Origin of the sequence: Lentzea sp. NBRC 102530 (genome assembly GCF_030269365.1) — a bacterium.
In the GTDB taxonomy this organism is placed as follows: Bacteria; Actinomycetota; Actinomycetes; order Mycobacteriales; family Pseudonocardiaceae; genus Lentzea.
Window position 1 is genome coordinate 39596 of the sequence record NZ_BSTF01000011.1, and the last position, 21998, is coordinate 61593.

Sequence of the window (21998 nt, forward strand, 5' to 3'; positions counted from 1 at the left end):
TTGTTCACACGCGTGCAACCGCCAGCAAATACCCCAGTGACGGTTGGATGGCGAGCGGCGACAGGATCTCGTCCAAATAGCGTCGTGCTTCTTCTCCGTGCGCCGCAACGAGAGCGTCGTAATGCCTGCGTGCGCCCTCCTGCATCCGCGGCACGGTCCTGCGCGTCTCGTTGCTCAGGTCCAGCAGCTCGACCACCTGCAAACCGGCCGCCGCCAACAGCTTCGGATATCCGGCGAACGTCGGCAGCTCGTCGATGTCGTACGTGGTCAAAATGGACTGGATGTCGTCGATCAGGCCGTCCGGAACCGGTCTGCGCTGCACGAAGTCCGACACCACCACCAGACCGGACGGCTTCACGACACGGGCGAACTCGCGCAACACGCCGACGCGGTCCCCCAAGTGCGGCAACGTCTCCAAGGCCCACGCCGCGTCGAACGCGTCGTCCGGGAACGGCATCGCGTGCGGGTCGGCGTGCACGAACCGCACCTGCTCGTCCACGAACAACGCTTCGGCCCGCGAGTTGGCCGCCGAAACGTGCTCGGCGAACGGCGACACCGACACGATGTCCGCGTGCGAGGCCTCGGCCAGCCGGAACGCGGACGTGCCGACGCGCCGGCCCAGGTCCAGCACGCGCGAGCCGTGCCACGCGCCGAGCTTGTCGATGTGCAGCGCCGTCATGCGTTCGGCGGCGATGCGGTTGGAGGAGTCGTCCTCTTCGGACGTCCACAGGCCGAAGTGGAGGTTGTGGTCCCAGATCGTCCGCATGACCTCGTGGTAGACGTCGGCCATCAGAAGAAGTCCGCGAGCCGGGGACCACCGGACGTGCCGGTGAGCTGGTCGAGCACCACCGCGTCGGCCGGGTCGCCCTCCAGCAAACCCGCGCGCCGCAACGCATGCGTGTTCTGCGCGCCGGAGAACCACGGCCCCAGGGCGCGGGCGTGCAGCCGGACCGCGCCGGTGCCGCCGGGTTCGAGGCGCACCGCGCCGTCCTCGACGACGAGCCGGTGCAGGCCGGCGTGCCACGGCGCGTGGGCGTCGACGACCTCCAGGTCCACCACGGTGTCAGCGAGCCGTGGCCAACCGCGGGCGGCCACGGCGGCGGGCAGGTCCACGACGCGTTGCATCCACGTCGAGCTCCACACCGAGTGGCGCATCGGGGTGCTGCCGAGGAAGTTCACCGTGGCCGGGTCGGTGATCCGCACGTCGATCGCCTCCAGCGTGCCCGCCCACGACGCGAGCGAGGCGAGGAGGGTCAGCTGGGCGTCCACGTCGACGGCGATGAGGTCGAACACCTTGAGGCGGCCCATGTCACCGCCGGGCTCACGCTTCGCGGTCAGGTACCCGCGCAGGCCGTTCGGGCCGGGCAGCACCGTCACCAGGTCCATCTCCAGCACCTTCTCGACGTCGATGCGCGGTGGGCGGCGGTCCGCCATGCCGTCGATCGTCCTGGCCACTTCGAGATAGCAGTCGTGCAGCGCGGTGAGATCGCTCCCGGTCGCCGGGCGCGAAGCTATCAGCTCGGAGGGCTTCGGAACTGAGAGCAGCCTGTCCATCGGCAGCTCGACCCACTCGAAGACCCCGGCCTTCTCCCAGCCGCGGCCCCGGTACAGCGCGGGCACCGTCGGGTAGAGCGCGGAGATCGGCTGGCCGTGCTCGCGCATGACGTGCAGCGCCGCGTCGAGCAACGCGTTCGCGACTCCCCTGCCGCGGAACGAGCCATCGACGGCGACGCCGCCGATCCCGCCCATGGGGACCGCGGCGCCGCCGTAGAACTGGGCGAACGCACCGATGCCGAGCACACCCGCGGCCTGGCCGTCGATCTCGGCGAGGAGACCGCGGGTGCCCTCGCGCACGAGCCTTTCCGGCAGTTCGGTCGCGTTGAACGCCACCTTGCGGAGCCGGAACACGGCGTCGCGGTCGTCCTCGGTGTACTCGCGGATGTGCACGGACAACTATCTACCAGGAAAAGAAGCCCTGGCCCGTCTTCTTCCCCAGCTCGTTGCGCGCGACCTTGTCGCGCAACAACCGAGGCGGCTCGAACCGGGGCCCGAGCTGCTCCGCCAGGTTCTCGGCGATCGCCAGCCGGACGTCGAGTCCGACCAGGTCGGTGAGCTCCAGCGGGCCCATCGGCCAGCGGTAACCGAGCTTCATGCCGGTGTCGATGTCGGCGGCGGAGGCGACGCCCTCCTCGACCATCCGGATCGCTTCCATGCCCACGGCGACGCCCAGCCGCGAGGTCGCGAACCCGGGAGAGTCACGCACTTCGATCACGGTTTTTCCCAGTTCTTCAGCCCAGGTCCGCACCTTGGCCACGTTCGCCGGGTCGACGCCGTCGTGGTGCACGAGCTCGACGAGCTGCTGCACGGGAACCGGGTTGAAGAAGTGCATGCCCAGCACGCGTTCGCCGGGGAGTCCCTCGGCGATGTCGGCGATCGAGAGCGACGACGTGTTGGACGTCAGCACCGCGTCCGGGCACTTCGCCGCCGCGTCGCCCAGCACCTTCTGCTTGAGCGGCACGTTCTCCGGCACGGCCTCGACGACGAGTTCGGCGTCGGCCGGCGGTTCGCCCACCGTCAGGTTCTCCAGCAGCTCGTCGGCGTCACCACCGTTGAGCTTGCCCTTCGCCTCGGCCTTGTGCAGCGAGGACTTCACGCCCAGGAAACCGGCATGCGCCCGTTCCGCGTCGGCCTCCACCAGCCAGACGTGGTGGCCACCCGCGAGCAGGAGATGCGCGATGCCCGCGCCCATCGTGCCGCCGCCGATGACGACGGCCTTCACGACTCGACCACCTCGGCGGCGAACATGGCCACGAGCTCCATGCCGCCGATCTCGGCGAGGTTGGCGCCCGACGTGGCCCACTCCGGGGACTTCAGGGCAGCCTTGAAGGTCTCCTCGGACGTGAAGTACATCTCGGCGATGAGGTGCGGCTCGGTGTCCCCGAGGAACCCGGCCAGGAACACCTGCTGCACCTTGGCGACCTCGGCGCGGACCAGGCCGGGAACGGAGTTCACGACCGGCAGGTGCGACTCGAAGTACTTCCGGTCGAAGCCCTCGGGGTCGTCGGGCCGCCGGTACAGCGCGATGTACTTGATCATGTGACACCATCCTCCTCGACTCGCCGAGCACTGTAACGCCCGGAGCACCCGGCGAGCTGAGGCACGATGGTGGAGTGCGGATCATCCTGCTGCGCCACGGACAGAGCCTCGGCAACGTCGACGAGCTCGCCTACTGCCGCATCCCCGACCACGCCCTCCCGCTGACGGCGGTGGGCGAGGACCAGGCGCGGGCGGCCGGAACGACGATCAAGGAGCTCGTCGGCGCCGGCCCGGTCGCGGCCTACGTCTCGCCGTACAAGCGCACCAAGCGGACGTTCGAACTGCTCGGCCTCGACGCGGAGCGGATCGTCACCGAGCCGCGGGTGCGCGAGCAGGACTGGGGCAACCTGCAGGACCCGGTGCAGCAGGAGGTGCTCAAGCACCAGCGGCACGCGTTCGGGCACTTCTTCTTCCGGCTGCCCAACGGCGAGTCGGGCGCGGACGTGGACGACCGGGTGGCGGCGTTCCTCGACGGCCTGACCGTGCGGATGCACAAGGACGACCACCACCCGAAGACGGTGCTGGTCGTCACGCACGGCCTGACGATGAGGTTGTTGTGCCGCAGGTTCTTCGACTGGAGCATCGACCTGTTCGAGTCGCTGTCCAATCCGGACACCTGCGAGCACCGCGTGATCGACCACGACGGTGCCGGGTGGAGGCTGGACCGCCCCTTCGACCAGTGGCGCGACTCACCGGACGGAACGGTCCAGCACCCGGTCTAGATCAGGCCCCGCTGGTAGGCCGCCACGAGCCGGCGAGGCACGAGGAGTTCCTTGCCGTCCAGCGTCCGCACGGTCACCAGGTCCGGGGCGACGGCCTTCCACTGCGACCGGCGGTGGCGCGTGTTGGACCGGGACGTCCTGCGCTTGGGAACGGCCATCAGCGCTCTCGCTTTCCATAGCGGCGGTTGAACTTCTCGACCCGGCCCGCGGTGTCCATGACCCGCTGGGTACCGGTCCAGAACGGGTGCGAGTCGGCGGTGATGTCGACGACCAGCAACGGGTAGGAGTTGCCGTCCTCCCACTCGATCGTCTTGGCCGACGTCGCGGTCGACCGGGTCAGGAAGGTCTTGCCGGTGGACGCGTCCTGGAAGACGACGGGGTGGTAGTCGGGGTGGATTCCTGGCTTCATACGTCCAGCTTTCGGATCGAGTCCACGAAGGACAGTTCGTCGTCGGTGAGCAGAGCCTGGGCGAACGCCGCCGTGATCGTGTCCGGCTCGCCGAGGGTGATCGCCACGATCTGGGTGGTCTTGCCGCCGCGCGGCCCGCCCTCGCCGACGTGCAGGCCGCAGCCCGCGGATTCCAGGTGCAGCGCCACGTCCGGTTCGTCGGCGACCCAGAGCCGGCCGCGCGAGCGCACGACCGTTCCGTCCAGCAACGAGTCGAGCGCGTCGTTCAACCGGGCCGGGTGGAACGGCCGGTCGGCCGTGAAAACCGCCGTCGAGACACCGCACTCCGGTGTCAACGGCACCAGTCGCGGCCGTGCGGACCGCCGCACGCACACCGTGTCCGGCGTGCAGCGGTGCGCGCCGGGAGCGAGCCGGTCGAGCACGGCGATCGTGCGTTCGTCCGCTTCTCCCTGCAGCACCAGCACGTCCGCGGCCTCGGCCTGCGCGACGACGACCTGCGCCACCGTCCGCTGGTCGCTGACCATGGACGCGTCGCCGAGGGCGTCGTCCAGCCAGGTGGCCGCGTCGAGCACGGTGATCACGCACTCGACGTCGACGTCGAGCTTGCGCCGCACCGCGTCGGGTTCCAGCAGCGGGTCCAGGTGCAGCACGACCGTGTGGCCCTCGAGGCTCTCGAGCAGCTCACGCAGGTCTTCGCGCACCGTGCAGGACACGCAGCCGTGCAGCAGTTCGACGTCGGTCGCGATGCCGTCGACCCACCGCCGCACGCACGTTTCCTCGGCGACGTGCCGCACGAGCACCGAACCGGGCCGGTCGCGCCACACCCGCACGGCGACGTCGTGGTCCACCAGCCCCGCCACCATGACGACAACGGTTTCCATGTGGGGTACCGTAGATGAAAACGAAAGTCGTTTCAATCTGGAGGTACTCGTGCGCTGCCAGCTGACCGGCCGGGAGCCGGGCTTCGGCAACCGCGTCTCGCACTCGCAACGCAAGACGCGGCGCCGGTGGGACCCGAACGTCCAGCGCAAGCGGTACTTCGTGCCGTCGCTGAACAGGTTCGTGACGCTCACGCTGTCCGCGAAGGGCATCAAGACCGTGGACAAGATCGGCATCGAGGCCGCCGTGGCGAAGTTGAGGCAACAAGGGGTGAAGGTCTGATGGCCAAGAGCACGGACGTCCGGCCGATCATCAAGATGAGGTCGACCGCCGGCACCGGGTACACGTACGTGACCCGCAAGAACCGCCGCAACGACCCCGACCGCCTGGTGCTGCGCAAGTACGACCCGGTCGCGCGCAAGCACGTCGAGTTCAAAGAGGAGCGCTGACGTGGCGAAGAAGTCGAAGATCGCCGCGGATCAACGGCGCCGCGAGGTCGTGGCGAGGTACGCGGAGCGGCGGGCCGAGCTCAAGGAGAAGCTGCGGCACCCGGAAACGCGCGAGGAAGCGTTGCGGGGCCTGCAGAAGCTGCCGCGGGACGCGTCCCCGACCAGGCTGCGCAACCGGGACGTCGTGGACGGACGGCCGCGTGCCTACAACCGGAAGTTCGGCCTGTCCCGCGTCAGGCTCAGGGAAATGGCCCACCGCGGCGAACTGCCCGGCGTGTCGAAGGCGAGCTGGTGATGCGCGAACGGAAGCCGCTCAAGCGCAGGGTCAACCTGCTCGCGAAGGAGGGCGTGGCCGTCGTCGACTGGAAGGACGTCACGCTGCTGCGCAAGTTCATCTCGGACCGGGGCAAGATCCGGTCCCGCCGGGTGACCGGCCTGACGCCGCAGCAGCAGCGCCAGGTCGCCACGGCCATCAAGAACGCACGGGAGATGGCCCTGCTGCCGTACCCGTCACAAGGGCGATGACGCGGATCGCCGCGCTGGCCAGGAACGCCAGCGCGGCGAGCTGCACCAGCAACGCGAGCGCCCAGGTCGTGTGTTCGTCGACCGTCAGATCGCCACGAACACCCACCAAGAAGGTCGCGTAGAGGCCCCAGCACTGCACGGCGGCCAGTCCGGCTCCGACGATCGTGGTCTTGAGCGAAACGACGACCACGACCGCGGCGAGGAGCATCAGGGCCGGCAGCGGCCAGGCCCCGGTGAACGTGGTCACGCCGACTCCGCCGCCGAATCCGAGCGCGGAGCCGTAACCACCCTTCATTCTGCGCATCCGATCGGTGTATCGCGTCAGGTGAGATCAGCGCCACCTCCCAGGCGTGAAGTTGGTGCTTTCGAGTGAGGCACGATCGGTCGAATGAGCCTGTACGACGTGGTCCACCGCCGCAGGGACACCCGCGCCGAGTTCTCCGGTGAAGAAATCCCGGAGGACGTCCTCCGCCGCGTGCTGACGGCCGCGCACGCCGCCCCGAGCGTCGGGTTGTCGCAACCGTGGGACTTCGTGCTCGTGCGGGACGAGTCGATCCGGCGCTCGTTCCGCGACCACGTCCACGCCGAGCGCAGCGTCTTCGCGGCGCAGCTCGACGAGGAGCGCGCGGAGACGTTCGCGCGGATCAAGGTCGAGGGCGTCATGGAGTCGTCGCTCGGCATCGTGGTCACCTACGACCCCGACCGGGGCTCGCCGGCGGTGCTCGGCCGGCACGCGATTTCGGACGCGGGCTTGTACTCGGTGTGTCTGGCCATCCAGAATCTGTGGCTCGCCGCCACCGAAGAGGGCCTCGGTGTCGGCTGGGTGAGCTTCTACCGAGAAGATGTGCTGCGCCGCCTGCTGGACATCCCTGCCAGAGTCCGCCCGGTGGCGTGGTTGTGCGTGGGACCGGTTCGATCGCTGCCCGATGCGCCCGATTTGGAACGTCACGGATGGCGCAACCGGCTACCCCTCGACGACGTCCTGCACCACGATCGGTACGGGGCGCGGCACACCCGGTAGCCTGTGCGGGCCGCTCGGCGAGTCGGAACGGAGTCGATGAACGAGTGGAGCAGCGCGATCCGCTGGTAGCGGGCCAGATTCCGCGATTGGACCTCGAAGTCCGCGCGTTGTACAACGCTGGCCGCGTGCCGGAGGCGAACAGCCTCTTCGACGAGGTGGTCACGAAGGTGTCCCCCGGCGCTGACCGGTGGGTCCGGTCCGCCGTGCTGGTCAACCGGGCCGTGATGGCGTGGCGGCTCGGCCGCATCCCCCTCGCCCTGGAACTGGCCGCCGAGGGCTGGACCGACCTCGACGCCGAACGGTCGGACAGCCCGGCCGTGGCCCACACGATGGGCTCCCTCGGTTATCTGATGGAGGGCATCGGCAACCGCCGCGCCGCCCTGGACATGCTGCGGCTGTCCGTCCAGGTGGCGCGGCGCGCGGGCAACACCGACGTGCTGGCCCAGTGCCTGCAACGCCTCGGTGGCTCCCTCAACTTCCGCGCCTGCTCCGGACCTCCCGCCGCGGCGCCCGCGATCTTCGAGGAGGCCCTGGCCTACCTGGACGAAGGCCTGGGCATCGTCAAGGACGAGGGGCACCGGCGTGCCCTGCTCGGAGCGTGCGGGCGGTCGCTCGCCGGTGTCGGCCAGCTGGACAAGGCCGAGGAGATGGGCGAGGAGACCCTGCGGCTGTCGGTCGACGCCGAGGACCTGTGGGGCATCTCGGTCGGCAACTGGGTCCTGTCCGTCGTGCGCCGCGAACAGGGCGATCTCGACGAGGCACGCACACTCGCGTCCCGTGCGGTGTCCCACGCCGAACGCATCAACGACACGTCCCTGCTGCTGCGGTTCTCCACGGAGCTCGCGGACATCTGCCACGGGCTCGACGACGCGCAGGGCGAGGCCGAGGCGTTGCGCCGGTCCATGCAGGCGTCCCGCACGGCCAGGGAGACGTTGCAGGAGGGCCTCGGCCAGGCGCTGGAACAGCGGCGTGTGGCCGTTCAGGCGCAACGCCTCGCGGTGGCGGCGCAGGAGGCCGCGGCGCGGGACCCGTTGACCGGCCTCGCGAACCGGCTCGGGCTGGAACGGGCGGCCGCGGCGCTGCTGGAGTCGACGGCGGCGCGCGGGCGGGTGCCGTGGCTGGTGCTGGTCGACGTGGACTGGTTCAAGAACGTCAACGACGACGCCGGGCACGCGACGGGCGACGCAGCGTTGCGCGAGATCGCGACGCTGCTGCGGCGCGAGTGCCGTGCGGACGACCTGGTGGCGCGCTGGGCCGGTGACGAGTTCGTGGTGCTGCTGGGCGACACCGGGCCGAACATGGACGTCGGCCCGAACGTGGCCGAGCGGATCCGCGCGGCCGTCGACGGCCACGACTGGACGATGGTGCTGGGCGCGGTCCGCCGCCCGACCGTGAGCATCGGCGTGGCGGCGGGACCGGCCAAACTGGACCAGCTGTTCGCGGCCGCGGACATGGCGCTCTACCGCGCCAAGCGCCACGGCCGCAACAGGGTCGAGGTCGAGCCCTCGGTGGACGAGGTCGTTCCCTAGTGCAGCACCAGCGGCAGGTCAGGCGATCAGGCCGCCGCGGTAGGCCACCAGCGCGGCCTGCACGCGGTTGACCGCGCCGATCTTGCCGAGCACGGACGAGACGTAGCCCTTCACCGTCGCCTCCGACAGGTGCAGGGTGCCGCCGATCTCCGCGTTGGACATGCCCTGGCCGATCAGCACGAGCACCTCGCGCTCGCGTTCGGACAGGCTCTGCAGGAGCCGTCGCGCCGGCTCCGCCATTCGTTCGCCGTCGGCCACCGCCGCGAGAACTCTCGCCGCGACGCCGGGGTCGAGAACCGCTCCTCCGCGCGCGAGATCGCGCACGGCTTTGACGAGCTGTTCCGGTTCGGTGTCTTTGAGAAGGAAGCCGGCCGCGCCGAGGCGCAGTGCTTCCGAAACGTATTCGTCGACGTCGAACGTGGTCAGGATGCAGACCCTGGGTGGGTCCGGCAGGGTCCGCAGCCTCCGCAAAGCCACGAGCCCGTCCGAGGTGCGCATCCGGATGTCGAGCAGAACCACGTGCGGACGGTGCTGGCGCGCCAGGTCGGCTACCAGGTGCCCGTCATCGGCCTCAGCAACAACTTCGATGTCTCCGACGCTGCTCAGGATCATGCGAAGGCCGGAACGGACGAGATCCTCGTCGTCGGCCAGCAGAACCTTGATCACGACGCCTCCCGCATTGGCGTTCCGTGCTCCCTCATGTTCGTGATCTTCGCGTACGCACGCCGAAGGTCACGTTAATTCTCAGTTATCTCATCATGTGGTAACGGATTTTCGAGATCACCCGCAACGTTCACAGTTACCGGAATTGGCGCCCGACTTCGCTGCGTAGGCATGCCACCAGGGCTTTAGAGGGGCCATCGGAACTGTGTGTGACCAAAACTGGAAATCCCACTGAGTGGAATGGCGTACCAGAAACACGAGTCCACCCTCGGTAATCCGATTCAGATGTCTCGCTTCGCCTCGTTTCTGCCCATATGGCTTTTCAATGGGCTCCCGTACCGATACAGAAGCGTCAGCTGGGTCACGGAAAACGCGAAGGTCTTTCGCAATAGCTGTACCGGAAAGTAACGTGCGTCACAACAGCCCTGCCCTGCACGGAGAGGAGCTTCGCGCGATGCGGAGAGCCAATCCGGTGACGTCCCTGCTGGCGACAGCCACCGTCACCGCCTCCCTTCTGATCGTTCCCACCGCCGCCGCCGAGGAGCCGCCGCGCGCGGCCGCGTTCGCCGCCGACGACTACTGTCTCGGGCAGTGCGGCGACATCGTGCCGCCCGGCAACAACGGCAACGCGACGCTGGCCGAGATCCTCACGCACAAGGCGTTCGGCACCAGGCCCGCGCACTCGGCCGACCAGCTGGGCAAGTACGACGCCCTGGTGTCCGGTTACTCCGGCCTGACCAACTCCCAGCTGACCGACTTCTTCAACGACGCGTCGTTCGGGGTGCCGTCGGACCAGGTGGAGAGCACCCTGAAGCCGCGGTCGGACGTGACGATCGTGCGGGACAAGAAGATCGGCATGCCGCACATCACCGGCACCACGAGGTCCGGGACGATGTTCGGCGCCGGGTACGCGGCCGGCCAGGACCGGCTGTGGCTGATGGACCTGTTCCGCCACCTCGGCCGCGGCCAGCTGACCGGGTTCGCGGGCGGCGCGCCGTCCAACCGGGTGCTGGAGCAGAGCTTCTACAACCAGATCCCGTACACCGAGGAGGACCTGCAGCGGCAGATCGACTCGGCGGCGGCGAACGGCGGTGAGCGCGGACGGCAGGCGCTGGCCGACGTCAACGACTACATCTCGGGCATCAACGCGTACCTGACGGCTTCGGTGGCCGCGCGGAACTTCCCCGGCGAGTACGTGCTGACCGGGCACGCCGACGCGATCACGAACTGGAACGACATCCAGCCGTTCAAGTCGACCGACATGGTGGCGATCGCCGCGGTGGTCGGCGGCCTGTTCGGCGCGGGCGGTGGCGGTGAGGTGCAGTCGGCGCTGGTGAAGCTGGCCGCGCAGAACCGGTACGGCGCCGCGGTCGGTGAGCAGGTGTGGCGGGCGTTCCGGGCGCAGAACGACCCCGAGGCCGTGCTGACCCTCCACGACGGACAGTCGTTCCCGTACTCCGCCTCGCCTGCTTCGCCCCAGGGCGTGGCGCTGCCGGACGGCGGTTCGGTCACGCCGGAGCGGATGGTCTACGACGAGGTGGGCGGGACGGGTGCCTCCGTCGCCGTTCCGGCGTCCGCCGAGGTCGCGAAGGCCCGTGGGATCTTCGAGGACGGGGTGTTGCCGCCCGACCTGCTGAACAAGAAGCACGGCATGTCGAACGCCCTCGCGGTGTCGGGTGCTCACACGGACTCCGGCAACCCCGTCGCCGTGTGGGGGCCGCAGACCGGGTACTTCGCGCCGCAGTTGCTGATGCTGCAGGAGCTCAACGGGCCCGGCATCCGTTCGCGCGGGGTGTCGTTCGCCGGCGTCTCGATGTACGTGCAGCTCGGCCGCGGTGTCGACTACTCGTGGAGCGCGACCTCCTCCGCCCAGGACATCATCGACACCTACGCCGTCGAGCTGTGCAACGCCGATGGTTCTCCTGCTTCTGCCGCTTCCACGTCGTACGTGTTCCACGGTGCTTGTGTGCCGATGGAGCGGTTGGAGCGTCGTAACGCCTGGAAGCCGACCGTCGCGGACGGGACGCCGGCCGGGTCGTACACGCTGGTGATGTACCGGACCAAGTACGGGCTGGTGACGTCGCGGGCGACCGTGGGCGGGAAGGTCGTGGCGTACACGACACTGCGGTCGACGTACATGCACGAGGTCGACTCGATCATCGGGTTCCAGGAGCTCAACGATCCTTCGGCGATCCGCTCGGCCGCGGACTTCCAGCGGGCGGCGCACAAGATCGGGTACGCGTTCAACTGGTTCTACGTGGACTCCCGCGACACGGCGTACTTCAACTCGGGCCTGAACCCGCTGCGCCGGTCCACTGTGGATCCGAACCTGCCGACCTGGGGCCGGGCCGAGTACGAGTGGGTGGACTGGAACGGCGAGGAGAACGTCAGCGCCGTGCTGCCGTTCGCCGCGCACCCGAACTCGATCAACCAGGACTACTACGTCTCGTGGAACAACAAGCAGGCCAAGGACTTCACGTTCGGCGGGTTCGGTCACAGCGCCGTGCACCGCGGTGACCTGCTGGACCGCCGGGTCAAGGCACTGCTCGCGTCCGGGCAGAAGGTGACCCGGGCCGCGCTGACCCGCGTGATGGCCGAGGCGGCCGTGGCCGACCTGCGGGCCGAGCAAGTGTTGCCCGAGTTGCTCAGGGTCGTGGAGTCCGCTCCCGTCGATCCTTCGCTGGCCCCGGCCGTGAGCGCGTTGAAGGCGTGGCAGGCCTCCGGCTCGTTGCGCAAGGAGACCGCGAAGGGCAGCAAGACCTACGGGCACGCCGAAGCCATCCGGATTCTCGATGCCTGGTGGCCGTTGCTGGTCGAGGCGCAGTTCAAACCATCGCTGGGTGATGGGTTGTACAACGCCGTCGTGGCGGCGCAGCAGGTGGACGAGTCACCGTCCGACACGCACGGTGCCGCGCCGCACAAGGGTTCCTCGTTCCAGTACGGCTGGTGGGGTTACGTGGACAAGGACCTGCGCAAGGTCCTGGGCGACCCGGTGCAGGGCGCGTTCCCGCAGTCCTACTGCGGTGGCGGCGCGTTGTCCGGCTGCCGCACGGCCCTGGTGGCTTCTCTGTCCGCCGCCGTGGCCAAGCCCGCTGCGACCGTCTACCCGGGCGACGCCGACTGCGCCGCAGGCGACCAGTGGTGTGCCGACACGATCATCCACCGCGCCATGGGCGGCATCACCCAGGACAAGATCCACTGGCAGAACCGCCCGACGTACCAGCAGGTCGCGCAGTTCCCGTCCCGCCGCGGCCAGAACACCACCAACCTGGCAGCGGGTCGCGCGGCCACCGCGTCGTCGCACGAAACGGGCTGGAACAACCTGCCGCCGTCGCACGCGGTCGACGGGAACCCGACCTCCCGCTGGGCCAGCGACTGGAACGACAACCAATGGATCCAGGTAGACCTTGGCTCTGTGCAACGGATCGGTCGCGCCGTGTTGCGCTGGGAGTCGGCGTTCGGCAAGAGCTACCGCATCGAGATTTCCAATGACGGCACGAACTGGCGGAACGTTTTCTCCACAAGTGCTGGCGATGGCGGCGAGGATGTCGTAGCGTTCTCACCACAGGACGCGAGATACCTCCGGATGACCGGTACCCAACGGTCGGGTCAGTACGGATACTCCCTGTACGAGCTTGAGGTCTACAGCTTGTAGGCCTTCGAGATGAGGACGCCGATCCACCCCCAGGGGTCGGCGTCCTCTACTTTTCCGGCCACTTTGCGAAGTGCGCGTCAATGAGTGCGACGTGCTCGAGGTCCCGCGGTCGCCCCAACCTCGCCTTGGTCGCGCGGATGACGCCGAGCCGCACGAACCTCAGTCCGTGCAGGACATCCGCCTCGTCGATGAGCGCCGCAGTGTTCCAGCCGGGAAACCACCTGTCGAGGATCTGGATGTCTCCCAAGGTGATCTCGGCTCCCACGGCCAGCGGAGTCGGTTTCGGTTCACCCAGCCTCCGTGCCCGTTCCCACGCGGCGCCGCGTGCCAGCACGTCGAGATCCCGGGGATCGTCGATCAGGCCGTGGGCGTACAGCACCGCGCTTCCCGTGACCGCGAAGTCCTCGACCGGCAGCTCGAGGGCAAGCAGGGCGCGGAAGTACTCGTGCTCCCAGAACCTGTTCATCACAACCTTCAGAGCGGCGACAGTCCCAGCCCGAGCCGCACGACGATCGCCACGGTCGTCGCGAGCACCACGCTGGTCAGCGTGCCGACCAGGTAGTACTCGGTGAAGTCACGGGTGCGATCCGTACTGATCCGGAACAACGCTTTGATCGTAATGGCCAGCGCCGCCGCATCCGCCTGTCCACCCGCGACCAGGATGAACACCAGAGCCCTTTCCATCCATCCGATGTGCGCGCTGGTGGGTGCGAGCGAGGCCACGTCGACCCCGTGCTCCTTGAGCTGCCGCACGAAAGGCCTCAGCACAGCGCGGATCAGGTCGTCACCGACGAACACGGCCGTGATCAACCCGGACAGCACGACCGACCAGCGGTCGTTGCCCAGCGCCCCGGTCACGAGGTCCATCGTCTTCGCACCCCGGCTGGTGAGCAGCGCCGCGAACAACGTGCCGGCCAGGGCCAGCGTCAAGGTGACCGGCCACCACTGCCGCCGGAACCACCGTGCGACGTCACGGGCCGACCGCCGCGGCCGTACGACCACCGGTTTCTCGCCGGCGCGGCGGCTCAGCACGCCGAGGAGCGCGGTCGCCACGCCGGCACACAGCCAGCAGACGACGCCGGCCACCCCGTCCACCACCGGGAACACGACGTAAGCCGCGTACGCCAAGCCGACGATCGTGCACACCCACAGCCGTTGCCCACGCCTGGCGACCCCGACGGGCACCATGACGGCGACGAGCAGCCCGAGGCTCAGCCGGGCGATCTCCAAGTTCTCCTGCACACCCGTCAGACGCACCCCGGATCGTCGCCGTGCAACGACAACCCCAGGTTCGCTCGCCTGGCCTAAGCGCGGAAGAGGTAGTTCCTGACGTCGTCCCCGATGACGTTGGTGGGCACCCACTCGCTGCCGTGCCACGTGCTCATCCGGTACCCGCGGCCGGTGAGGAAGTCCGCGACGTCCTTCGCGTGGTACCCGAAGCGCTCCACGTGCCGTTCCTCGATCTCGAGCAGGAACGCCGGCTTGAGCCGCGCGATCGTCTCGACGGCCCCTTCGAGCACTTTCAGCTCGGCCCCCTCGACGTCGGCCTTCACGAAGTCCAGCTTCGTGATCCCCTGCTCCTCGACGAAGTGGTCGAGCGTGTCCGTCTTGACCAGAACGTCCAGGTGCTGGTCGAACTCCTCGTTGGACCCCAGCCCGTTCGCGCCGACCGTGAGGAACGACCGCCCGGTGACCGGACTCCCGTGCCGCACGGGAACCGACATGACCTCGCGCCCCTGCTTCTCGGCCCCGAGCGCAACCGAGTGCCGCACGATGTTGGCCCCTTCCCGCGGCCGCAGGACGTACGAAAGGGCGGGGTGCGCGAAAACCAGGGGCTCCACGCTGTGCACAGTCCCTTGTGGACCGACCAGCCTGGACAACGTCGCCGTGTAGAGCCCCAACGCGGCCCCGACGTCCACGCAGACGTCTCCAGGCTTGACGACCTTGCGGAGCCCGATGAGCTCCGCCTCGGCGTAGGGCGTGAGCCGGGCCAGCGCCCGCAACCCGGCGACAACCGCGGCACTGCGAAGTTGGGTCAACACCCGGTCCAGCCTAGACGTGCCCGTTCGAGTGCCGTTCGCCCGCAGGCAACCCGACCCGATCAGCGAACTCGGCAGCCACCCGAGCCCCTCCGTACACGCTGAGGGCCTTGACCAGGTGCACCTTCAGGTCCCGCCGATGAGCGTCCTCGAGCTCAGGCATGGCCCGTTCCACGCTGCTGACCAACGACTCGGCCCAATGAGCACTGGGCTCCCGTTGCGCGATCTTCACCAGCTCACCCAGCTGATCGGCCAGCCGCACGGCCTCCTCGACCCGATACCCGTTGCGCTGCAACCACCAGATCGTCGCCGTGCCGACGTCCGTCAGCACCTCGTCCCTCAGGTACCGGATCTCAGCCCGCTCGACGTCCCGCTCGGCCAACTTGAGCGTGGAGTTGCGCAGCAGCTCGACGTGCTTCTTGGCCATCTCCAGGTCGTCGCCGTCAACGCTGATCTTCACCTGCTCGGCCCGAGCCCACACATGAGTGCCGGGCACCTGCCGCTCAGTGGCGAGCTCATCCCCCAACTGCACCTGCAGGGCGGCGTGATGCACCAACATCGCCTTGCCGCTGATCTCCTTGGCCCGCTGCAAAACGTGGTGGATGGCAGCACTCTTGGGCGAGTTGTGCCGCAACCCGGTAGCCAGATCCAACCGCCACACCACCGTCAGCTTGAGCTGGAAGTCCAGCCCGTAGACCGCACTGGCCAAGGGCGTCTCGAACTCCTGCTGATGGCTGCTCACCGGCGGCACGAACGTGATGTCGTCACCACGCCTCGGCACCCGCCGCCGCCACCAAGCCTTGAGGGCGCCAAGGGGTCCAGGACGGAAGTCGGGCCAGGGTCTGCTCACAAGCCCTCCCTACCTGACGTTTGTGCCCGGCAGAAGGTGGCCTGGCTCACTTCCCTCCAACGGCCGCAGGCCCCCGACAGCACTCCTCACGGTGCGTGAGCAGCCCTGCCGGCCGGCTAGCCGGGGGCGCTGGTCAACTCGGTAGCGGCACCCCGCTAGACTGCTGTCGCCAGCCCTAGTAGCTCAGGGGATAGAGCATCGGTTTCCTAAACCGTGTGTCGCAGGTTCGAATCCTGCCTGGGGCACCACCTTTCGCCGGGTGAAACTAAGGGCTCTGACCAGTGCAAACAGGTCGGAGCCCTTGGTCTTTAGCCGGGACTGAAGTTGATCTCGTCGCCCGTTCGTGGGGCTAGACGTGGTGCGAGTTCGGCGTAGTTTCGCACCATGAGCACCCCGAAGCGCCCCGCCAAGGGCCGCCAGCGAGGGGAGATCGAGCCCCTCCCGAGCGGTTCGCTGCGCGTCAAGGTCTACGCCGGCATCGACCCGATCAGCGGTCGTCGGCACTACATCACCGAGACCATCCCGGCCGGTCCGAACGCTGACAAAGAAGCCGAGAAGGCACGCACTCGGATCATCAACGAGATCGATGAGCAGCGGAACTCGAAGACCAAGGCCACGGTCAACCGGCTCATGGATCGCTACCTCGAACTGCTCGACGTCGACAAGAAGACGCGGAGGAGCTACGAGGGCTATATCCGCAACCACATCCGGCCGATCCTCGGGAAGCTTCAGGTAGGCAAGCTCAACGGCGAGACGCTGGACTCGTTCTACAGCGTGCTCCGCCGCTGCCGCGCCCACTGCGACGGCAGGCCGTACATCGAGAAGCACAAGACCACCGACCCCCACGACTGCGCGGAGCAGCAGTGCAAGCCGCACGTGTGCAACCCACTCGCGAAGTCGTCCATCCGACAAGTGCACTGGTGTCTAAGCGGTGCGCTGAAGCGGGCCGTCAAATGGCGTTGGACCGCAACGAATCCGCTCGCACAGGCAGAGACGCCTAGGCCCGTCGCAGCCGACCCTCACCCACCCACGCCGGAACAGGCGGCGGCCATCGTCAACGAGGCCTTCAAAGACCTCTCCTGGGGAATGTTCGTGTGGTTGGCAATGACCACGGGCGCCCGACGCGGCGAGATGTGCGCCTTGCGCCTCGATCTGCTCGACCTGGAGAACGCCGTACTGCCGGTCAAGACCAGCATCAGTCAGGACGGCGCAGCCACGGAGGAGAAGGACACCAAGACCCACCAGCAACGCCGAATCGCACTTGACCAAGAAACCGTCGGGCTTCTACGCGCGTACCTCCAGTACCGCGGGACGAAGGCAGCCGAGTTGGGCGTGAAGGTCGCGAAGGACGGTCGCCTCTTCTCCCCCGGCTTCGATCACGCGGACTGGATCAAGCCAGACACCGTGACGCAGCGATATCGCCGTATGTGCGCACGGCTCGGTTGGGACATGCACATTCACTCGCTCCGCCACTACTCCGCGACGGAACTGATCGCGTCCGGTGTGGACGTCCGCACGGTCGCCGGACGACTTGGCCACGGCGGAGGAGGCGCAACCACCTTGCGCGTCTATTCCGCATGGGTCTCAGAAGCAGACCAGCGCGCGGCAGGAACCATCGGCGGACGGATGCCCACCCCGCCGATCAAGGTCGACATTTCCGGTGCCCCGGTCTCCACTCTTGAACCAGCAGCAGACAACCCGTACCAGAAGATCGCGGCCGACTTGCGCGGAGCGATCACCTGCGGCGCTCTCAAGCCCGGAGACCTTCTCCCTACGGTCATCGAACTGAAAGCGCGGTATGGGGTGTCAGCAGGCACTGCCAACCGCGCCATAGCCGAACTGAAGGCGTCCGGACTCGTAACCGCCAGTCGCGGCAAACGTGCCGTGGTGCTCGCACCAGGAGAAGAACCTGACGTGGCAGACGTCGTGATCATCAAACGCAAGCGAAAGGCCGAGTGACCTACCAGATCTCGCCTGCGACTCACCTGCTAGTTGATCTTTTGCGCACCGCCCTCCTCTCGAAGCACAGTCTGTTGCTCCAAGCACCGTTGCACCAGCGAGGCTGTGACGCGCGTCGCACACAAAATGTTGCCGCGCGCCCTTCACTGCGGGACAATGGAGTAGCTGCGGACTTCCGAGTCTCGGCATTAGGGCCAGGTGGATTCCGACGACGCCTCGCCTGCCACCCAGGCCAGATCGGCTTGGGGCTGCACTGGGATACGTCCCGTGAGTGAGCCTTGCCCGCGATCTGATATCGGCCTAGCGAGCCGACTTGAGTTCTAGCCCGTCGGAGGCGGACCTCGGTTCAACCAGCATGAGCTGGTCGAGCTGAGGACGCCTGAGATCGTCAAAGCTTCTCGGCTCGACCCTCGTTGAGACAAAGGACGAGGATGTCGACCTTCTTAATGATCACGGCTGTAGTTCCATCGGTGTGCGCGCTGCTGCGATGGGTCGTGTATTTGTTGCTTGTCAAACATGTGCTCGACACTCACGGACCCAATGCCGTCAAGAGTGCGATCCCTCCGGCTGTTCGCGCCTTCCCTCGATTGCGTTCAGTCGTGCCTCATTGGACACAAGCGAGACCCGCTGTAGATCAAGCTCAACAACCAGGTGAGTCATCAGCGATGTGATACGCGGCCGCGTTCGGCAGCTGCTATCTGATGTGCCGTCAGCCCGCGAGTGCAGCAAGCCGCTTCTGTTGCCTCCGCGAGCCAACCCGAGCAGCTAGCAGCCGCGCACGCTCAATGTGTGCGGCTGCTGCGTCTTTGGCACCGATTGCCGTGAACACCTCGACAAGATCCACTCGGAGTGTGGTCTCGGCGCGAGCAAAAGTCGGATCGAGGCGCTCAAGAACGTCCGAGAGCACCTCGATAGCTTCCGGGTCGCCAAGTCGAGCAAGCGCGTTTCCGCGCCACCGTGCAAGGTGCGTGGAATCGAACACCAGGTACGGCGTTTCCGATACATCGACCTGCGCCGGCATCGCCCGAAGAGCGTCATCGAACGCGATCAGACATCGTGCACGCTCGCCGCTCGCGGCGCACGCTTCGCCGTAGCCCGCAGACAGCCACGAGTAGAGCAGACTCGGCACTCGACCACGAGCAAGTTCGAGCGCGTGCCGCGTCAACTGCACGGCGGCATCCGCTTCACCGATGTCAAGCAGAACCACGGCCTGCCCAGCGCACGCATACGCCTCAAGCTCGACCGACCTAGCTTCCCGAGCGGCGGCCTTCGCGGTGTCGTAGTGGTTCCAAGAATCGTTGACCAGTGCCTGGTCGAGCGACTGCCACCCGGCAAGCGCAGCCGCGTCTACCAAGAGTTCGGCCAACGCTGCACGAATCGGTTGGTCGAGCACGTCCCGGAGTGCGCGCTCCATGTGATCGATCTGTGCGCACAACTCACTGCGCAGAGCAGACGCGCCCAGTTTCCTGTCAATGACCCGAGTGATGTCGAGCTTCTGCCGCATCAAGCCCACGGTGCCCAGGTCGAGGGCACGACTCGCCGCGAACCTTGCACGCAACGCGAGTTCATCTTCCGTGGCCGTGGGAGCGACCTGTTCGACCGACTCCAGCAGACGTTCGATCGGCACGCCCAACATCTCTTCGAGAAGACGCCCAGTCGCAGCCGTGACGGGTCCAAGGTCGCGGCCGTCATCGCGTTTGCCGGATGCCAAGCGGCGCACGTGTCGAGGGCTGATCGTGCCTTTCAGTCCGTGGTCGCGCGCGAACACCTCGGCAGCCTCGCTGAACTCTTCGGCGGTCTGCCTGCGCTGCCGCAGCAGCTCGCCGAACAGCGTCTGTGCCCGTTCCTGCCCGCGTGCCGAGCCCATCGGTCGACCTCTCATGCGCCAATGTCAGCGTTGCTTAGCTCAGGTCCAATCATGGCATGCCAGGGCAATACCAGGTCATTTACACCTCAGGTCAGTCGCGTGAAAGCTGATGTCTGCGGTTCCGAGGTGATGATCTGAGGTGATGAGCAGTGAAGTCGAACGAAGACTGGTGGGCCAAAGCCGCACGCGCAGAAACGCTGATGCAGGCCCACGAGGCACTGAGCCGTGCACGTCCGCGGCCAGGCACGGCCGACCCGCGCGTGTGGCGTGACTACCACCTACGCAGCGCGGCCATCTACACCGAAGTTGCCCAGATCGACCGGGGTCACTTCCACGAAGCAACGGCGTGGGCCACGTGCGAGCGGCAACGCGGCGAAGAGTTCGACAAGCAGATCAAGTCCAAGAAGACGGAGACGGCAGCGGCTTCATCCTCAGTGGACAAAGCGAGCTGACGACATGGCACAGAAACTCGTCAAAGGCAGAGCAAGCCTGGAGCTACGTGCGTTGGGCCGAACCGTCCTGGGATGGCGCCACATCCGGAACTGGTCTCTCGCCGAGTTGGGCGAACTGGTCGGCTACTCCACCGCAACGATCTCCGAAATCAGCAGGGCCGTGATACGACCATCCCCGAGCGACGTCCTGAGGATCGGCGCTGCGTGTCACGCACCGGAAGACGAGATCGAACTCTGCATCCGCGTGGCACAGCGGGCGAACGACCCTCTGATGTGGGACCGGATCAACGGCGACGCATGGGCTCGTCTGACGTGGACACCTTGGGACGTCATGGCGGAGGCCAACGAACTACTGATCATCGCGTCCGAGGTAGTGCCCGAACTGTTCCGCATCAGCACATATCACGAGGCGCTGTGCCAGGCAGGTGCGGCAACCACCGGCCTCAATCTCGATCAGCAGCAGAGCGTGCAGGCACGGCTGGACATGGACGCCAAGGAAGCAGCACGACCGGGCAACCACGGACCGCTACACGTGCGTCTTCTTGTGACCGAAGCTGTTCTCACGGACAACGTCGGCGGAGCTCGGACCATGATCGAACAGCTTGGACACCTGGAAGACCTCACCGAACGGACAAGCTTCGAGTTCGGCGTAGTGGACAGCAGCGCAGGGCCGTACTTCGGGATGAACCAGTCGTTCACCGTCATGCGTTTCCGAGCACCACGCTTCGATGACGTCGTCCTCACCCGCACGCTGCACGACGGCGACGTATGGCTTGAGTCTGCCGTTGAACGCGCACCGTACGAACGCGCGCTTCTCGCGCTCAACGACGTCGTCAGGTCGCGGCAAGACTCTTCGCACTGGCTCAGCCGAGCGTCACTGGCCCTGCAATAACCGTTGCCTGACAACAACTCTGAACGTCGCCAGCGTCGGCTGCGCACGGATACTGCCCAGGCGGGAACCCAAACATGCCAAAGAGAATGTCCACCGCACGCGGTCGCGAGTTCGGGGCAGGAGTTCGAGCGCTGATCGAACGCACCGGGCTCAGCTCACGTGAGATCGCAACGATCATGGGCTGTCACGAGTCCAAGGTTTCGGATGTCGTGAACGGCAAAGGTGGGGTCACTCAGGTCGAGGTCGCTGTACTGCTGGGAGTCTGTCGCGCCAAGTCGCCAGAAGCCGACCACTTGATGAACCTGTTCCCCCAACGACACGACGGCCGTGGTTGGTGGCAGCAGCACGGCGCTTGCCCGCCCATCAAGCTGCGCACGGCCTTCGAGAACCTGAAGGCCTCCAAGACACTCGTCAGTTGGCACGCGAGCATGGTCCCGTTCTTCCTTCAGACGGCCGACTACCTCCGCGAAGTGCTGCGCGCCTCCGCCACGATCCCCGGCGAAGAACTCGAAGAGCGCGCCAAAGCACAACTTGAGACGCAACAGGCCCTGCCGAGCAACGCTAAGCGTCTGTTCTTCGTCCACGAATCCGCGTTGCGCCTGCAAGTTGGCGGACCCGAGGTGCACGCGTGGCAGATGCAGCACCTCGCCGTCACCGCTAACCAACCGAACACCACCGTCAGGATCGTCCCTGCGGCACGCGGTGCACACGCGGGTATGGCCGGACCGTTCACCCTCTTGACCTTCGGGAAGTTCGAGCCGCTGGTGTGGGTGGACACGGAGAACTCAAGCCTGTTCGCCGAAACCAGTGACGCAGTGGAGGGCTATCACCTGGTCATCAGCGCGCTCACCGCCGCGAGCCTGAGCGAAGCCGAATCCAAGGAGTTGATCGCCGAGTTGTCTGAGAACGCATGGACTCTTGCGGACCTAAGCGCAGGGTTGCAGGCGCCTCACCCACCAGTGCCGTAGGCGGCACCCTGAACGGCCGGCCT

At 67.1% G+C, this 21998-nt stretch carries 26 protein-coding genes and 1 tRNA gene; 13 read left to right on the forward strand and 14 right to left on the reverse strand.

All coding sequences use genetic code 11. The features are described 5' to 3' along the window. Positions 1 to 4 precede the first annotated feature (4 nt). The 4 genes from QSK25_RS27540 to QSK25_RS27555 are packed head-to-tail and all read right to left on the reverse strand — an operon-like array spanning position 5 to position 3096. The gene (locus tag QSK25_RS27540; RefSeq protein ID WP_285642496.1) at positions 5 to 790 is read right to left on the reverse strand and encodes a class I SAM-dependent methyltransferase; all 786 of its coding nucleotides are present in this window, start codon (positions 788 to 790) and stop codon (positions 5 to 7) included. Further along, complete coding sequence (locus tag QSK25_RS27545) at positions 790 to 1947, reverse strand: GNAT family N-acetyltransferase (protein WP_285642938.1); 1158 nt, start codon at positions 1945 to 1947, stop codon at positions 790 to 792. The genes QSK25_RS27540 and QSK25_RS27545 overlap by 1 nt, the downstream gene beginning before the upstream one ends. Before the next feature lie 10 nt (positions 1948 to 1957). Beyond that, the gene (locus QSK25_RS27550) at positions 1958 to 2779 is read right to left on the reverse strand and encodes a 3-hydroxyacyl-CoA dehydrogenase family protein (RefSeq protein WP_285642498.1); all 822 of its coding nucleotides are present in this window, start codon (positions 2777 to 2779) and stop codon (positions 1958 to 1960) included. Next, a complete protein-coding gene (locus tag QSK25_RS27555) occupies positions 2776 to 3096 on the reverse strand; it encodes an EthD family reductase (RefSeq protein ID WP_285642501.1) in 321 nt (106 codons plus the stop codon). Before QSK25_RS27555 ends, QSK25_RS27550 begins: the two co-directional genes overlap by 4 nt. 74 nt (positions 3097 to 3170) lie before the next feature. Here QSK25_RS27555 and QSK25_RS27560 point away from each other — a divergent pair, with 74 nt between their 5' ends. Continuing rightward, positions 3171 to 3818 (forward strand): histidine phosphatase family protein, encoded by a 648-nt coding sequence (locus tag QSK25_RS27560; RefSeq protein ID WP_285642502.1) that lies wholly within the window; start codon positions 3171 to 3173, stop codon positions 3816 to 3818. Here the strand turns inward: QSK25_RS27560 and rpmF are convergent. The 3 genes from rpmF to QSK25_RS27575 are packed head-to-tail and all read right to left on the reverse strand — an operon-like array spanning position 3815 to position 5108. Beyond that, positions 3815 to 3976 carry a 50S ribosomal protein L32 gene (gene rpmF, locus QSK25_RS27565; protein ID WP_285642505.1) on the reverse strand — a complete coding sequence of 54 codons (162 nt, stop codon included), beginning with the start codon at positions 3974 to 3976 and terminating at the stop codon, positions 3815 to 3817. The genes QSK25_RS27560 and rpmF overlap by 4 nt on opposite strands. Further along, the gene (locus QSK25_RS27570) at positions 3976 to 4227 is read right to left on the reverse strand and encodes a type B 50S ribosomal protein L31 (RefSeq protein ID WP_285642506.1); all 252 of its coding nucleotides are present in this window, start codon (positions 4225 to 4227) and stop codon (positions 3976 to 3978) included. The genes rpmF and QSK25_RS27570 overlap by 1 nt, the downstream gene beginning before the upstream one ends. Beyond that, the gene (locus tag QSK25_RS27575; RefSeq protein ID WP_285642508.1) at positions 4224 to 5108 is read right to left on the reverse strand and encodes a GTP-binding protein; all 885 of its coding nucleotides are present in this window, start codon (positions 5106 to 5108) and stop codon (positions 4224 to 4226) included. Before QSK25_RS27575 ends, QSK25_RS27570 begins: the two co-directional genes overlap by 4 nt. A 49-nt stretch (positions 5109 to 5157) precedes the next feature. On the opposite strand from QSK25_RS27575, the gene rpmB reads away from it, so the two are divergent. Genes rpmB through rpsR form a run of 4 tightly spaced genes read left to right on the forward strand, consistent with a single transcriptional unit; the run spans position 5158 to position 6080 of the window. Further along, the gene (rpmB, locus tag QSK25_RS27580; protein WP_502881898.1) at positions 5158 to 5388 is read left to right on the forward strand and encodes a 50S ribosomal protein L28; all 231 of its coding nucleotides are present in this window, start codon (positions 5158 to 5160) and stop codon (positions 5386 to 5388) included. Further along, positions 5388 to 5555, forward strand: coding sequence for a 50S ribosomal protein L33 (rpmG, locus tag QSK25_RS27585; RefSeq protein ID WP_090097319.1), 168 nt, complete (start codon positions 5388 to 5390; stop codon positions 5553 to 5555). The genes rpmB and rpmG overlap by 1 nt, the downstream gene beginning before the upstream one ends. 1 nt (position 5556) lies before the next feature. Beyond that, entirely contained in the window at positions 5557 to 5850 is a 294-nt protein-coding gene (rpsN, locus tag QSK25_RS27590; protein ID WP_285642515.1) for a 30S ribosomal protein S14, read from the forward strand. Next, positions 5850 to 6080: a 30S ribosomal protein S18 gene (gene rpsR / locus QSK25_RS27595; protein ID WP_285642516.1), complete on the forward strand. Its 231-nt coding sequence runs from the start codon at positions 5850 to 5852 to the stop codon at positions 6078 to 6080. Before rpsN ends, rpsR begins: the two co-directional genes overlap by 1 nt. Here the strand turns inward: rpsR and QSK25_RS27600 are convergent. Continuing rightward, complete coding sequence (locus QSK25_RS27600) at positions 6028 to 6384, reverse strand: hypothetical protein (protein ID WP_285642518.1); 357 nt, start codon at positions 6382 to 6384, stop codon at positions 6028 to 6030. The two genes, rpsR and QSK25_RS27600, sit on opposite strands and share 53 nt — an antisense overlap. Before the next feature lie 84 nt (positions 6385 to 6468). Here QSK25_RS27600 and bluB point away from each other — a divergent pair, with 84 nt between their 5' ends. Together bluB and QSK25_RS27610 are read left to right on the forward strand one after the other, a co-directional pair. Then, entirely contained in the window at positions 6469 to 7101 is a 633-nt protein-coding gene (gene bluB, locus QSK25_RS27605) for a 5,6-dimethylbenzimidazole synthase (protein WP_285642519.1), read from the forward strand. Between the two features lie 86 nt (positions 7102 to 7187). Then, positions 7188 to 8630: a GGDEF domain-containing protein gene (locus QSK25_RS27610; RefSeq protein WP_285642520.1), complete on the forward strand. Its 1443-nt coding sequence runs from the start codon at positions 7188 to 7190 to the stop codon at positions 8628 to 8630. 18 nt (positions 8631 to 8648) lie between these two features. Here the strand turns inward: QSK25_RS27610 and QSK25_RS27615 are convergent, their stop codons facing one another. Beyond that, positions 8649 to 9296, reverse strand: a complete 648-nt coding sequence (locus tag QSK25_RS27615) for a response regulator (protein WP_030481367.1) — start codon at positions 9294 to 9296, stop codon at positions 8649 to 8651. A 451-nt stretch (positions 9297 to 9747) separates the two neighbouring features. Between QSK25_RS27615 and QSK25_RS27620 the strand changes: the two genes are divergently transcribed. Beyond that, the gene (locus QSK25_RS27620) at positions 9748 to 12948 is read left to right on the forward strand and encodes a penicillin acylase family protein (RefSeq protein ID WP_285642527.1); all 3201 of its coding nucleotides are present in this window, start codon (positions 9748 to 9750) and stop codon (positions 12946 to 12948) included. Positions 12949 to 12994: 46 nt separating this feature from the next. On the opposite strand, the gene QSK25_RS27625 is transcribed toward QSK25_RS27620, so the two are convergent. The 4 genes from QSK25_RS27625 to QSK25_RS27640 are packed head-to-tail and all read right to left on the reverse strand — an operon-like array spanning position 12995 to position 15837. Further along, a complete protein-coding gene (locus tag QSK25_RS27625; RefSeq protein WP_285642529.1) occupies positions 12995 to 13414 on the reverse strand; it encodes a hypothetical protein in 420 nt (139 codons plus the stop codon). An 8-nt stretch (positions 13415 to 13422) separates the two neighbouring features. Beyond that, positions 13423 to 14205, reverse strand: a complete 783-nt coding sequence (locus tag QSK25_RS27630; protein WP_285642531.1) for a hypothetical protein — start codon at positions 14203 to 14205, stop codon at positions 13423 to 13425. Between the two features lie 47 nt (positions 14206 to 14252). Beyond that, the gene (locus QSK25_RS27635) at positions 14253 to 14990 is read right to left on the reverse strand and encodes an FkbM family methyltransferase (RefSeq protein ID WP_285642532.1); all 738 of its coding nucleotides are present in this window, start codon (positions 14988 to 14990) and stop codon (positions 14253 to 14255) included. A gap of 10 nt (positions 14991 to 15000) precedes the next feature. Further along, on the reverse strand, positions 15001 to 15837 hold the full coding sequence (locus QSK25_RS27640; RefSeq protein WP_285642533.1) for a hypothetical protein: 837 nt from the start codon (positions 15835 to 15837) through the stop codon (positions 15001 to 15003). Between the two features lie 172 nt (positions 15838 to 16009). On the opposite strand from QSK25_RS27640, the gene QSK25_RS27645 reads away from it, so the two are divergent. After that, a tRNA-Arg gene (locus tag QSK25_RS27645) sits at positions 16010 to 16085 on the forward strand. A 136-nt stretch (positions 16086 to 16221) separates the two neighbouring features. Further along, positions 16222 to 17796: a site-specific integrase gene (locus QSK25_RS27650; protein WP_285642535.1), complete on the forward strand. Its 1575-nt coding sequence runs from the start codon at positions 16222 to 16224 to the stop codon at positions 17794 to 17796. A gap of 709 nt (positions 17797 to 18505) precedes the next feature. On the opposite strand, the gene QSK25_RS27655 is transcribed toward QSK25_RS27650, so the two are convergent. Beyond that, a complete protein-coding gene (locus QSK25_RS27655) occupies positions 18506 to 19663 on the reverse strand; it encodes an NsdA family TPR-like regulatory protein (RefSeq protein WP_285642537.1) in 1158 nt (385 codons plus the stop codon). Between the two features lie 149 nt (positions 19664 to 19812). Here QSK25_RS27655 and QSK25_RS27660 point away from each other — a divergent pair, with 149 nt between their 5' ends. The 3 genes from QSK25_RS27660 (at position 19813) to QSK25_RS27670 (ending at position 21975) form a co-directional block, all read left to right on the forward strand. Next, a complete protein-coding gene (locus QSK25_RS27660; protein ID WP_285642541.1) occupies positions 19813 to 20115 on the forward strand; it encodes an AMED_5909 family protein in 303 nt (100 codons plus the stop codon). 4 nt (positions 20116 to 20119) lie between these two features. Further along, positions 20120 to 21007, forward strand: a complete 888-nt coding sequence (locus QSK25_RS27665) for a helix-turn-helix domain-containing protein (RefSeq protein WP_285642542.1) — start codon at positions 20120 to 20122, stop codon at positions 21005 to 21007. Between the two features lie 86 nt (positions 21008 to 21093). Continuing rightward, the gene (locus QSK25_RS27670) at positions 21094 to 21975 is read left to right on the forward strand and encodes a helix-turn-helix domain-containing protein (RefSeq protein ID WP_285642543.1); all 882 of its coding nucleotides are present in this window, start codon (positions 21094 to 21096) and stop codon (positions 21973 to 21975) included. The last annotated feature ends 23 nt before the right edge of the window (positions 21976 to 21998 follow it).

Excerpts from the sequence above, each read along its gene's own strand:
- QSK25_RS27570 (WP_285642506.1), bottom strand. The coding sequence starts at position 4,227 with ATGAAGCCAGGAATCCACCCCGACTACCACCCCGTCGTCTTCCAGGAC.
- QSK25_RS27625 (WP_285642529.1), bottom strand. The coding sequence starts at position 13,414 with ATGAACAGGTTCTGGGAGCACGAGTACTTCCGCGCCCTGCTTGCCCTC.
- bluB (WP_285642519.1), top strand. The coding sequence starts at position 6,469 with ATGAGCCTGTACGACGTGGTCCACCGCCGCAGGGACACCCGCGCCGAG.
- QSK25_RS27670 (WP_285642543.1), top strand. The coding sequence starts at position 21,094 with ATGTCCACCGCACGCGGTCGCGAGTTCGGGGCAGGAGTTCGAGCGCTG.
- rpmF (WP_285642505.1), bottom strand. The coding sequence starts at position 3,976 with ATGGCCGTTCCCAAGCGCAGGACGTCCCGGTCCAACACGCGCCACCGC.
- QSK25_RS27665 (WP_285642542.1), top strand. The coding sequence starts at position 20,120 with ATGGCACAGAAACTCGTCAAAGGCAGAGCAAGCCTGGAGCTACGTGCG.
- rpsR (WP_285642516.1), top strand. The coding sequence starts at position 5,850 with ATGCGCGAACGGAAGCCGCTCAAGCGCAGGGTCAACCTGCTCGCGAAG.
- rpmG (WP_090097319.1), top strand. The coding sequence starts at position 5,388 with ATGGCCAAGAGCACGGACGTCCGGCCGATCATCAAGATGAGGTCGACC.
- QSK25_RS27650 (WP_285642535.1), top strand. The coding sequence starts at position 16,222 with ATGAGCACCCCGAAGCGCCCCGCCAAGGGCCGCCAGCGAGGGGAGATC.
- QSK25_RS27555 (WP_285642501.1), bottom strand. The coding sequence starts at position 3,096 with ATGATCAAGTACATCGCGCTGTACCGGCGGCCCGACGACCCCGAGGGC.
- QSK25_RS27575 (WP_285642508.1), bottom strand. The coding sequence starts at position 5,108 with ATGGAAACCGTTGTCGTCATGGTGGCGGGGCTGGTGGACCACGACGTC.
- QSK25_RS27620 (WP_285642527.1), top strand. The coding sequence starts at position 9,748 with ATGCGGAGAGCCAATCCGGTGACGTCCCTGCTGGCGACAGCCACCGTC.
- QSK25_RS27600 (WP_285642518.1), bottom strand. The coding sequence starts at position 6,384 with ATGCGCAGAATGAAGGGTGGTTACGGCTCCGCGCTCGGATTCGGCGGC.
- QSK25_RS27655 (WP_285642537.1), bottom strand. The coding sequence starts at position 19,663 with ATGGGCTCGGCACGCGGGCAGGAACGGGCACAGACGCTGTTCGGCGAG.
- QSK25_RS27540 (WP_285642496.1), bottom strand. The coding sequence starts at position 790 with ATGGCCGACGTCTACCACGAGGTCATGCGGACGATCTGGGACCACAAC.